The organism is Streptomyces sp. NPDC044063 (assembly GCF_056434285.1).
Map to the genome: position 1 here is coordinate 20,976 of NZ_JBWKFM010000002.1, position 11,808 is coordinate 32,783.

General features: G+C 72.3%; 10 protein-coding genes. All 10 read left to right on the forward strand.

Annotated features, from left to right (window positions below):
* Nucleotides 1–60: 60 nt before the first annotated feature.
* Nucleotides 61–996 (forward strand): ABC transporter permease, encoded by a 936-nt coding sequence (locus AC07BS_RS04120; RefSeq protein ID WP_478640090.1) that lies wholly within the window; start codon nt 61–63, stop codon nt 994–996.
* Nucleotides 989–1,780, forward strand: coding sequence for an ABC transporter ATP-binding protein (locus tag AC07BS_RS04125; protein WP_478640088.1), 792 nt, complete (start codon nt 989–991; stop codon nt 1,778–1,780). The genes AC07BS_RS04120 and AC07BS_RS04125 overlap by 8 nt, the downstream gene beginning before the upstream one ends.
* 443 nt (nt 1,781–2,223) lie before the next feature.
* On the forward strand, nt 2,224–3,120 hold the full coding sequence (gene hpnC, locus AC07BS_RS04130) for a squalene synthase HpnC (RefSeq protein WP_478640085.1): 897 nt from the start codon (nt 2,224–2,226) through the stop codon (nt 3,118–3,120).
* Complete coding sequence (gene hpnD, locus AC07BS_RS04135) at nt 3,117–4,064, forward strand: presqualene diphosphate synthase HpnD (RefSeq protein WP_478640083.1); 948 nt, start codon at nt 3,117–3,119, stop codon at nt 4,062–4,064. Before hpnC ends, hpnD begins: the two co-directional genes overlap by 4 nt.
* An 82-nt stretch (nt 4,065–4,146) precedes the next feature.
* On the forward strand, nt 4,147–5,607 hold the full coding sequence (gene hpnE / locus AC07BS_RS04140) for a hydroxysqualene dehydroxylase HpnE (RefSeq protein WP_478640080.1): 1,461 nt from the start codon (nt 4,147–4,149) through the stop codon (nt 5,605–5,607).
* Complete coding sequence (locus tag AC07BS_RS04145; protein WP_478640078.1) at nt 5,604–6,743, forward strand: polyprenyl synthetase family protein; 1,140 nt, start codon at nt 5,604–5,606, stop codon at nt 6,741–6,743. The genes hpnE and AC07BS_RS04145 overlap by 4 nt, the downstream gene beginning before the upstream one ends.
* A gap of 154 nt (nt 6,744–6,897) precedes the next feature.
* Nucleotides 6,898–8,916 (forward strand): squalene--hopene cyclase, encoded by a 2,019-nt coding sequence (shc, locus tag AC07BS_RS04150; RefSeq protein WP_478930097.1) that lies wholly within the window; start codon nt 6,898–6,900, stop codon nt 8,914–8,916.
* Nucleotides 8,916–9,566 carry a phosphorylase family protein gene (locus tag AC07BS_RS04155; RefSeq protein ID WP_478930099.1) on the forward strand — a complete coding sequence of 217 codons (651 nt, stop codon included), beginning with the start codon at nt 8,916–8,918 and terminating at the stop codon, nt 9,564–9,566. Before shc ends, AC07BS_RS04155 begins: the two co-directional genes overlap by 1 nt.
* 5 nt (nt 9,567–9,571) lie before the next feature.
* On the forward strand, nt 9,572–10,594 hold the full coding sequence (gene hpnH, locus AC07BS_RS04160; protein ID WP_478640071.1) for an adenosyl-hopene transferase HpnH: 1,023 nt from the start codon (nt 9,572–9,574) through the stop codon (nt 10,592–10,594).
* Nucleotides 10,595–10,599: 5 nt separating this feature from the next.
* Nucleotides 10,600–11,766, forward strand: coding sequence for a flavodoxin-dependent (E)-4-hydroxy-3-methylbut-2-enyl-diphosphate synthase (gene ispG / locus AC07BS_RS04165; RefSeq protein WP_478640068.1), 1,167 nt, complete (start codon nt 10,600–10,602; stop codon nt 11,764–11,766).
* Nucleotides 11,767–11,808: the final 42 nt, after the last annotated feature.

Here is an 11,808-nt window from a genome sequence, read left to right on the forward strand (position 1 = left end):
CATCGGGCGCGGTCCGGGGCCCCGCCCCGGCAGCGCACCTTGAGGACGAAAGTGTCAACTGTGAGCGAGACAACGCACGACAGTGCGGTCGCCCTGAGTGCCCCGCCGTCACCCGACGACGGTCTCTCCGCCGGCGAGCTGGCCAGGAAGTACGGCCTCGCGGTGAGCGGGGCCCGGCCCAGTCTGCCGGACTACGCCCGGCAGCTGTGGGACCGGCGGCACTTCATCATCGCCTTCTCCCGGGCGAAGATGACGGCCCAGTACAGCCAGGCCAAGCTGGGCCAGGTCTGGCAGGTGGCCACGCCCCTGCTGAACGCCTCCGTCTACTTCCTGATCTTCGGTCTGCTGATGCAGCAGAGCAAGGGCATGGGGATCAGCACCTACGTCCCCTTCCTGATCACGGGCGTCTTCGTCTTCACCTTCACCCAGAGCTCGGCCATGGCGGGCGTGCGCTCGATCGCGGGCAACCTGGGGCTGGTGCGGGCCCTCCACTTCCCCCGGGCGGCCCTGCCGATCTCGTTCGCGCTCCAGCAGCTCCAGCAGCTGCTGCTGTCGATGGGCGTGCTCTTCGTCTTCCTGATCGGTTTCGGCCACCTGCCGAAGCTGTCCTGGGTCCTGATCGTCCCGGTGCTGGTGCTGCAGTTCCTCTTCAACACCGGCCTGGCGATGATGCTGGCCCGCATGGGCAGCAAGACCCCCGACCTGGCGCAGCTGCTGCCGTTCATCACGCGCACCTGGATGTACGCGTCCGGTGTGATGTACAACCTGACCGAGGCGCTGCAGAAGACCCACGCCCCGGCGTGGGTGATCGACGTGCTGAGCGCCAACCCGGCCGCCGTCTACATCGACCTCATGCGCTGGTCGCTGATCGACGACCACAGCCGGATCCACCTGCCGCCGCACGTGTGGGCGCTGGCGGTCGGCTGGGCCCTGGTGATCGGCTTCGGCGGCTTCGTGTACTTCTGGAAGGCTGAGGAGCAGTACGGCCGTGGCTGAGCAGCAAGCGGGCACCGAGGCGTCCGGACGGGTGCCCACCGTGATCGCGGACGACGTCCACATCGTCTACCGCGTCTACGGCGGGAACACCGGCCGGGGCAGCGCCACCGCGGCCCTGAACCGCATCATCAAGCGCAAGCCGGGTGCCGGGGTGCGCGAGGTGCACGCCGTCAAGGGTGTGAGCTTCACCGCGTACCGGGGCCAGGCCATCGGCCTGATCGGCTCCAACGGCTCCGGCAAGTCGACCCTGCTCAAGGCCGTCGCCGGGCTGCTGCCCACCGAGCGGGGCAGGATCTACACCGACGGGCAGCCCTCGCTGCTGGGTGTGAACGCGGCCATGATGAACGACCTCACGGGCGAGAAGAACGTGATGCTCGGCGGTCTGGCCATGGGCATGTCGCGCGAGCAGATCCGCGAGCGCTACCAGGGGATCGTCGACTTCTCGGGCATCAACGAGAAGGGCGACTTCATCACCCTGCCCATGCGCACCTACTCCTCCGGCATGGCGGCCCGCCTGCGGTTCTCCATCGCGGCGGCCAAGGACCACGACGTGCTGATGATCGACGAGGCGCTGGCCACCGGCGACCGCTCGTTCCAGAAGCGCTCCGAGGCCCGCATCCGCGAGCTGCGCAAGGAGGCCGGCACGGTCTTCCTGGTCAGCCACAACAACAGGTCCATCCGGGACACCTGCGACCGGGTGCTCTGGCTGGAGCGCGGCGAGCTGCTCATGGACGGCCCGACCGACGAGGTCGTGCGGGCCTACGAGAAGGAGACGGCCCGCTAGATCCGTCGATCCGCCCGGGGCGCCCCGCGGACACGCCGTGTCCCACCGGCCTCCGCCGGCCCGAGCCGGTGGGGGCCTTGACCTATCCGTGACGATCAACTGCCTTATTGTCAGGGCTGATTCACGTCCCGCGTGGCATTGTATGGATCAAGCACCTACCCCGGCGGACGTCGGGCACTTGTGCGGCGTACGCTGTAGCGTGCTCTTTTGCGGCCGTTTGTGGCGAGGCGTGGCGAAAAACCGGGTCTCTCGACCACCGGGGGAACGTCGCGGAGGGAGGCTCGAGGGGGAGCCCCATGGCGGGACAGGCCAGCGGCGTGTCCGAAATAGGATGTTCTGGGTCGGCAGTGTAGAACGGGAGATGTGAGGGCAATGGCTGTATGGGCTGCGGGGCCTCTCCAGATCCGAGACGCGTACGCCGTCCCCGGTCCTGGCAGCCCGCGATGACCGCGGGGACGGACGCGCACACGCGCGCCGTGCTCGACAAGGCCGCGCACGAGAACTTCCCCGTGGCGCCCTTCTTCGTGCCACGTGGCTGGCGTGACGACCTCATGGCCGTCTACGGCTACGCCCGCCTCGTCGACGACATCGGCGACGGCGACCTCGCCCCGGGCGGCCGGGACGCCGAGCTGCTGGGCCTGGACCGCGAGCAGACCGGCGACCGCCTCGCCATGCTCGACGCCTTCGAGGCCGACCTGCGCCGCGTCTTCGCCACCACCGGCGGCCCCCGCCACCCGCTGCTCGTCCGCCTGCGTCCGACCGTCCGCCGGTGCGGTCTGACCCCCGAGCCCTTCCTCGGGCTCATCGAGGCCAATCGCCAGGACCAGCTGGTGAGCCGCTACGGTACGTACGACGATCTGCTCGCCTACTGCGAGCTGTCCGCGAACCCCGTCGGCCGCCTCGTCCTGGGCATCACCGGCACAGCGAGCCCCGAGCGGATCCGCCGCTCGGACGCGATCTGCACGGCGTTGCAGATCGTGGAACACCTGCAGGACGTCGCCGAGGACCTGCGACGCGACCGCATCTACCTTCCCGCCGACGACATGGCGCGCTTCCGGGTCACCGAGACCGACCTGGCGCTCCCCACCAGCGGCGCATCGGTGCGCGCGCTGGTCGCGTACGAGGCGGAACGCGCCCGGCACCTGCTGAATGAAGGGACCCCCCTGGTGGGTAGCGTCCACGGCAGGCTGAGGCTGTTGCTCGCGGGATTCGTGGGCGGGGGGAGGGCCGCGCTCCGCGCGGTCGCCGCCGCGGGATACGACGTTCTCCCCGGACCGCCCAAGGCCACCAAGCTCAGCGTGCTGCGCGAGGTGGGGGCGACACTGCGAAGAGAGGGGTGAGCGGGACCGTGACCGGAACGCCACACGCGTCCGCGCCGGTACTCGCCGCGTACAGCTACTGCGAGGCCGTCACCGGACAGCAGGCCGGCAACTTCAGCTACGGCATCAGACTGCTGCCCACCGCCAAGCGGCGGGCCATGTCGGCGCTGTACGCCTTCTCGCGGCGCGTCGACGACATCGGCGACGGGCCGCTGGACCCCGAGTCCAAGCGGCTGCGGCTGGAAGAGGCGCGTACGACACTGGAGCGGATCCGCTCCGGCGACATCGACGAGGACGACACCGACCCGGTGGCCGTCGCGCTCGCCCATGCCGTGCGCCGCTTCCCGATCCCCATCGGCGGGCTCGACGAGCTCATCGACGGGGTCCAGATGGACGTGCGCGGCGAGACCTACGAGACGTGGGACGACCTCGCCCGGTACTGCCGCTGTGTGGCGGGCGCCATCGGGCGGCTCTCGCTCGGCGTGTTCGGCACCGTGCCCGGCGCCCGGGACGCCGCGCGCGCTCCCGAGTACGCCGACACCCTCGGCCTGGCGCTGCAGCTCACCAACATCCTGCGCGACGTCCGTGAGGACGCGGCCAACGGCCGCACCTACCTGCCCTCCGACGACCTCGCCAAGTTCGGCTGCTCGGCCGGCTTCCACTCGGTGCGGCCGCCGGCCGGGTCCGACTTCACCGGCCTGGTGCACTTCGAGGTCCGGCGCGCCCGCGCGCTGTTCGCCGAGGGCATGAAGCTGCTGCCCATGCTCGACCGGCGCAGCGGCGCCTGCGTCGCCGCCATGTCCGGCATCTACCGCAGGCTGCTGGATCGTATCGCCGAGGAGCCCTCCGCCGTCCTGCGCGGCAGGGTCTCCCTGCCCGGCCGGGAGAAGGCCTTCGTCGCCGTCCGCGGGCTCTCCGGGTACGACGCGCGCACCGTCCGCCAGATGGCCAGGGGGCGCGCCTGATGCACCGTTCCGGCACCGGCAAGCGGTGCGCAACCCTCCGAACCCCGGTCGCGTCCCTGACAGCAGCCGAGGGGGTGGGCGCATGACACAGGAGATCACGACCCGGCCCGACCGGCTCCGCGCAGACGAGGCAGGCCGCCCCGACGGGGCGGCCGCGGTGGTGATCGGGGGCGGCCTCGCCGGCATCACGGCCGCCCTGGAGCTCGCCGACGCGGGCCTGGCCGTCACCCTCCTGGAGGGCCGGCCGCGCCTGGGCGGCCTCGCCTTCTCCTTCCGCCGCGGCGACCTCACCGTCGACAACGGCCAGCACGTCTACCTCCGCTGCTGCACCGCCTACCAGTGGTTCCTCGACCGCGTCGACGCGGCCCACCTGGCCCCCCTGCAGGACCGGCTCGACGTGCCCGTCCTGGACGTCGGCCACCCCTCGGGGCGGCCCCGCCTGGGCCGGCTGCGCCGTACCGCCCTGCCCGTGCCCCTGCACCTGGCGGCCAGCCTCGCCACCTACCCGCACCTCTCGCTCGCCGAGCGGGCGGCCGTCGGCCGCGCCGCGCTGGCCCTCCGCCGGCTCGACCCGATGGACCCGGCCCTCGACGGCCAGGACTTCGCCGGCTGGCTGCGCCGCAACGGCCAGTCCGCCCGTACCGTCGAGGCGCTGTGGGACCTGGTCGGCGTGGCCACCCTCAACGCCACGGCCGACCGCTCCTCGCTGGGCCTGGCCGCCATGGTCTTCAAGACCGGGCTGCTCTCCGAGCCCGGCGCCGCCGACATCGGCTGGGCCCATGTGCCGCTCGGCGAGCTCCACGACACCCGGGCCCGCGCCGCCCTCGACCGGGCCGGCGTACGGGTCGCGCTGCGCACCCGCGCCACGCGCGTCGACCGCGGTGACCAGGGCGGCTGGCAGGTGCACGCGGAGCCGGGCAGCGGCGCGGCCGAGCGGATCGACGCCGATGTCGTGGTGCTCGCCGCCCCCCAGCGCGAGACCCACGCCCTGCTGCCCGACGGCGCCCTCCACGACGCCGACCGGCTGCTCGCCATCGACACCGCGCCCATCCTCAATCTCCACGTCGTCTACGACCGCAAGGTGCTGCGGCAGCCCTTCTTCGCGGCGCTCGGCAGCCCGGTGCAGTGGGTCTTCGACCGCACCGACTCCTCCGGGCTCGCCGCCCGCGACGACCGCGCCCAGTACCTGGCCGTCTCCCAGTCGGCCGCCCAGGACGACATCGACCGCCCCGTCGCCGAGCTGCGCGAGCGCTATCTGCCCGAGCTGGAGCGCCTGCTCCCGGCCGCCCGGGGCGCGGTCGTCCGGGACTTCTTCGTCACCCGGGAGCGCACGGCGACGTTCGCCCCCACCCCGGGCGTCGGCCGGCTGCGGCCGGGCGCCCCCACGAACGCGCCCGGCCTCCACCTGGCCGGTGCGTGGACCGCCACCGGCTGGCCCGCGACCATGGAGGGCGCGGTGCGGAGCGGTCTGAACGCCGCCGGCGCGGCACTCTCCGAGCTCGGCCGGCCGCACCGGAACCCCCTGCGGGAGGCGGCGGTATGAACCAGCGAGCCCTCAAGGCGCGCGTCCCCGTGACCGGGGCGCGCGTGAGCACGACCACCAGAGGAGAGACCGTGACATCGGCGATCCCAGCTGTCGACACCGCGGGCGTTCGCGCCCTGCTGGAGCGCGGACGGACGCTTGCCACGCCGGTGCTGCGTGCCGCCGTCAACCGGCTCGCGGCACCCATGGACACCGTCGCCGCCTACCACTTCGGCTGGATCGACATCGAAGGCCGGCCGGCGCACGGCGACAGCGGCAAGGCCATCCGGCCCGCGCTCGCCCTGCTCTCGGCCGAGGCGGCCGGTGCCGCCCCCGAGGTGGGCGTCCCCGGCGCCGTCGCCGTCGAGCTCGTGCACAACTTCTCGCTGCTGCACGACGACCTGATGGACGGCGACGAGCAGCGCCGTCACCGCGACACCGTCTGGAAGGCGTACAGCCCCGCCCAGGCCATCCTCGTCGGCGACGCGCTCTTCGCGCTCGCCAACGAGGTGCTCCTGGAGCTCGGCACCGTGGAGGCGGGCCGCGCCACCCGGCGGCTGACCACCGCCACCCGCAAGCTCATCGACGGCCAGGCCCAGGACATCTCCTACGAGCACCGCGAGCGGGTGACCGTCGAGGAGTGCATGGAGATGGAGGGCAACAAGACCGGCGCCCTGCTGGCCTGCGCCGTCTCCATCGGCGCCGTCCTCGGCGGCGCCGACGACCGCACGGCCGACACCCTGGAGGCCTACGGCTACCACCTCGGCCTCGCCTTCCAGGCCGTCGACGACCTGCTGGGCATCTGGGGCGACCCGGAGACCACCGGCAAGCAGACCTGGAGCGACCTGCGCCAGCGCAAGAAGTCCCTCCCGGTCGTCGCCGCCCTGGCGGCGGGCGGCCCCGCCTCCGAGCGGCTCGCCCGGATCCTCGCCGAGGACGCCAAGCTGAGCGACGCCCAGCTCGCCGACTTCACCGAGGAGGAGTTCGCCAGCCGGGCGGCCCTCATCGAGGAGGCGGGCGGCCGCGAGTGGACCTCCCAGGAGGCCCGCCGCCAGCACGCCACCGCCGTCCAGGCCCTGGCCGGGGTCGACATGCCGGCCGAGGTCCGGGCGCAGCTGACCGCGCTCGCGGACTTCGTCGTCGTACGGAAGAGTTGATCGCCGACCGACCCGACCAGCCACCACCCCTCGCGGTCGCCGGCCGGTGCCCTGCTCGGCACCGGCCGACGGAACCCCCCAAGTACAGCAGTAGCAGCAGTAGCGGCAGCACAGCAGTACGGCAGAGAAGGAACTCACTGCATTAGGGGAAGCCATGACAGCGACGACCGACGGCACCGGGGCGCTACCGCCCCGCGTGGCCGAGGCCGGCCAGAGCACGACCGTTCCACCCGATACGCCGGCGGTCACCGAGCCGCCGAAGGCACGCGAAGCCGTGGAGCGGGCCACCGAGCGCGCCATCGAGCACCTCCTCGCCCGCCAGGACCCCCAGGGCTGGTGGAAGGGCGACCTGGAGACCAACGTCACCATGGACGCCGAGGACCTGCTGCTGCGTCAGTTCCTGGGCGTGGGCGACGAGCGGACCACCGCGGCGGCCGCCCGCTTCATCCGCTCCCGGCAGCGCCCCGACGGCACCTGGGCCACCTTCCACAACGGCCCCGCCGAACTCTCCGCCACCGTCGAGGCCTACGTCGCCCTGCGCCTCGCCGGTGACCCCCCCGAAGCGCCCCACATGGCCGCCGCCTCCGCCTGGGTCCGCGAGCAGGGCGGCATCGCCGCCACCCGCGTCTTCACCCGCATCTGGCTGGCCCTCTTCGGCTGGTGGAAGTGGGAGGACCTCCCCGAGCTGCCGCCGGAGCTCATGTATCTGCCGAAGCGGTTCCCCCTGAACCTCTACGACTTCGGCCAGTGGGCCCGGCAGACCATCGTGCCGCTCACCATCGTCTCGGCCCTGCGGCCCGTCCGCCCCTCGCCGTTCGCCCTCGACGAGCTGCACACCGACCCCCGCCGCCCCAACCCGCCGCGCCCCCTCGCCCCGGCCACCACCTGGGACGGCCTCTTCCAGCGCCTCGACAAGGCGCTGCACCTCTACCACCGCTTCCCGGTGGCCAGGCTGCGCCGCGCGGCGATGAACTCCGCGGCCCGCTGGATCATCGAGCGTCAGGAGAGCGACGGCTGCTGGGGCGGCATCCAGCCCCCGGCCGTCTACTCGATCATCGCTCTCCACCTCCTCGGCTACGACCTCCACCACCCGGTGCTGAGCGCGGGCCTGGCCTCGCTGGACCGTTTCGCCGTCTGGTCCGAGGGCCCCGACGGCGAGCCCGTCCGCATGATCGAGGCCTGCCAGTCCCCGGTGTGGGACACCTGCCTGGCCACCATCGCGCTCGCCGACGCCGGGCTGCCCGCCGACCACCCGGCGCTGGTCAGGGCCGCCGACTGGATGCTCGACGAGCAGATCCTGCGCTCCGGCGACTGGGCCGTGCGGCGCCCCGGGCTGGCCCCGGGCGGCTGGGCCTTCGAGTTCCACAACGACACCTACCCCGACATCGACGACACCGCCGAGGTGGTCCTCGCCCTCCGGCGCGTGTCCCATCCCGACCCCGAGCGGGTCGCAACGGCCGTACGGCGCGCCGCGCACTGGACGGCCGGCATGCAGTCGCGCGACGGCGCCTGGGGCGCCTTCGACGCCGACAACACCAGCCCGTTCCCCAACCGGCTGCCGTTCTGCGACTTCGGCGAGGTGATCGACCCGCCCTCGGCCGACGTCACCGCGCACGTCGTCGAGATGCTGGCCGCCCTCGGCCGGCAGCACGACCCGCGCACCCGGCGCGGCATCACCTGGCTGCTGGGCGAGCAGGAGGAGTGCGGCGCCTGGTTCGGCCGCTGGGGCGTCAACTACGTCTACGGCACCGGCTCCGTCCTCCCCGCGCTGGCGGCGGCCGGCATCCCCGCCTCCCACCCGGCCGTACGCCGGGCCGTGCGCTGGCTGCACGACGTCCAGAACCCGGACGGCGGCTGGGGCGAGGACCTGCGCTCGTACCGCGACGCCGAGTGGATCGGGCGCGGCGCCTCCACCCCCTCGCAGACGGCGTGGGCCCTGCTGGCCCTGCTGGCGGCGGGGGAGCGCGACAGCGAGGCCGTGCTGCGCGGCGTCACCCATCTGGCGGAGACCCAGCGCGAGGACGGCTCCTGGGACGAGCCGTACTTCACGGGCACCGGCTTCCCGTGGGACTTCTCCATCAACTACCACCTCTACCGCCAGGTCTTCCCGCTCACCGCCCTCGGCCGCTACCTCCACGGCGACCCCCTCGCCGCCGAACGGCTGGAGGGCTGATGGAGCCCGGCACGGTCACGCACCCGCCCGCGCCGCTGCTGATCGCCTGCGCGCTGGGCATCGAGCGCCTCGCCCTGCGCGGCGGCCCGGGCGGCGCGGCCGGGCCCGTGACCGTCCTGCGCACCGGCATGGGGCCGCAGGCGGCGGACCGTGCCGTGACGCGTGCCCTGGCCGAGGACCCCGGCCTGCGCGAGGCCGCCGTGATCGCCACCGGCTTCTGCGCCGGCCTGGCGCCCGGGATGCACCCCGGCGACCTGGTCGTCGCCGACGAGACCCGCGACGCCGCCGGACGCACGGACTGCGTCGGCGTCGAACTCCTCGCCAAGGAGCTCGCCCGGGCCGTGCCCCGGCGCGTCATCCACACCGGGCCGCTGGTGGGCTCGGACCACGTCGTGCGCGGCGCGGAACGGGGCGCCCTGCACGCCGCGGGCGCGCTCGCGGTGGACATGGAATCCGCCGCCACGCTCCGAAGCGCCGTACGCGCCGGTTCACGCCCCGTTGCGGCCGTAAGAGTGGTCGTGGACGCTCCAGAACATGAACTCGTACGAATCGGGACGTTGCGGGGTGGAATATCGGCCTTCCGCGTACTGCGCACCGTCCTGCCGGCCTTTTTCGAATGGCACCGTTCTTTGCTGCTCCCCAGGAGGTGAGCCAGATGGCCATGCCGCTCCGCCAGACCATCCGGGTCGGGACCTATCTCTTTGAACAGAAGCTGCGGAAGCGGGAGAAGTTCCCGCTGATCGTCGAGCTGGAGCCGCTTTTCGCCTGCAACCTCAAGTGCGAGGGATGCGGGAAGATCCAGCACCCGGCCGGTGTGCTGAAACAGCGCATGCCCGTTGCCCAGGCGGTCGGCGCGGTGCTGGAATCGGGGGCGCCCATGGTCTCCATCGCCGGCGGCGAGCCCCTGATGCATCCACAGATCGACGAGATCGTCCGGCAGCTGGTGGCCCGGAAGAAATACGTCTTCCTCTGCACCAACGCCGTGCTGCTGCGGAAGAAGCTGGAGAAGTTCACCCCCTCTCCCTATTTCGCGTTCGCCGTGCACATCGACGGGCTGCGCGAGCGGCACGACGAGTCCGTGGCGAAGGAGGGCGTCTTCGACGAGGCGGTGGAGGCCATCAAGGAGGCCCAGCGCCGTGGATTCCGGGTGACCACCAACTCCACGTTCTTCAACACCGACACCCCGCAGACCATCATCGAGGTGCTCAACTTCCTCAACGACGACCTGCGGGTCGACGAGATGATGATCTCGCCCGCCTACGCCTACGAGAAGGCCCCGGACCAGGAGCACTTCCTCGGCGTCGAGCAGACCCGGGAGCTGTTCCGGAAGGCCTTCGCCGGCGGCAACCGGCGGCGCTGGCGGCTCAACCACAGCCCCCTCTTCCTCGACTTCCTGGAGGGCAAGGCCGACTTCCCGTGCACCGCGTGGGCCATCCCCAACTACTCCCTCTTCGGCTGGCAGCGCCCCTGCTACCTGATGAGCGACGGCTACGTGCCCACGTACCGGCAGCTGATCGAGGAGACCGACTGGGAGAAGTACGGGCGGGGCAAGGACCCCCGGTGCGCCAACTGCATGGCCCACTGCGGCTACGAACCCACCGCCGTGCTGGCCACCATGGGCTCGCTCAAGGAGTCGCTGCGCGCGGCCCGCGAGACCGTCTCCGGGAACCGGGGCTGACCGTCATGGCCACCACGGAGCCCGTCTCCCTGGGGCTGCCCGGGCCGCCGGTCCGGCCGCTCGCGGTGCGCCGCCCCTCGCGGCGCATCCAGGTCGGGTCCGTGGCCGTCGGTGGCGACGCCCCGGTCTCGGTGCAGTCGATGACCACCACGGTCACCGCGGACGTCGGCGCGACCCTTCAGCAGATCGCCGAGCTGACGGCGTCCGGCTGCCAGATCGTCCGCGTCGCCTGCCCCTCGCAGGACGACGCCGACGCCCTGCCGGTCATCGCGAAGAAGTCCCGGATCCCGGTGATCGCGGACATCCACTTCCAGCCGAAGTACGTCTTCGCGGCCATCGACGCGGGCTGTGCCGCCGTCCGCGTCAACCCGGGCAACATCCGGCAGTTCGACGACAAGGTGAAGGAGATCGCGAAGGCGGCGTCGGCGGCGGGCGTCCCCATCCGCATCGGTGTGAACGCGGGCTCCCTCGACCGGCGGCTGCTGGAGAAGTACGGCAGGGCCACTCCGGAGGCGCTGGTCGAGTCGGCCCTGTGGGAGGCGTCGCTCTTCGAGGAGCACGGCTTCCGCGACATCAAGATCTCGGTCAAGCACAACGACCCGGTCGTCATGGTCGACGCCTACCGACGGCTGGCCGCCGCGTGCGACTACCCGCTGCACCTGGGCGTCACCGAGGCCGGTCCGGCCTTCCAGGGCACCATCAAGTCGGCCGTCGCCTTCGGCGCCCTGCTCTCCGAGGGCATCGGCGACACCATCCGGGTGTCGCTGTCCGCCCCGCCGGCGGAGGAGATCAAGGTCGGCATCCAGATCCTGGAGTCCCTCGGCCTGCGCCGGCGCCGGCTGGAGATCGTCTCCTGTCCGTCCTGCGGCCGTGCCCAGGTCGACGTCTACAAGCTGGCCGAGGAGGTCACCGCGGGCCTGGAGGGGATGGAGGTGCCGCTGAGGGTGGCGGTGATGGGCTGCGTCGTCAACGGTCCCGGCGAGGCCCGCGAGGCCGACCTGGGGGTGGCGTCCGGCAACGGCAAGGGCCAGATCTTCGTCAAGGGCGAGGTCATCAAGACCGTCCCCGAGTCGAGGATCGTGGAGACCCTCATCGACGAGGCGATGAAGCTCGCCGAGCGGATGGAGAAGGACGGCGCCCTCCCCGGGAGCCCCGCCGTCACCGTTCTCTGACCGGCGGCGACCGAACGAGCCTGGCGCACCAGGCCGACAGAA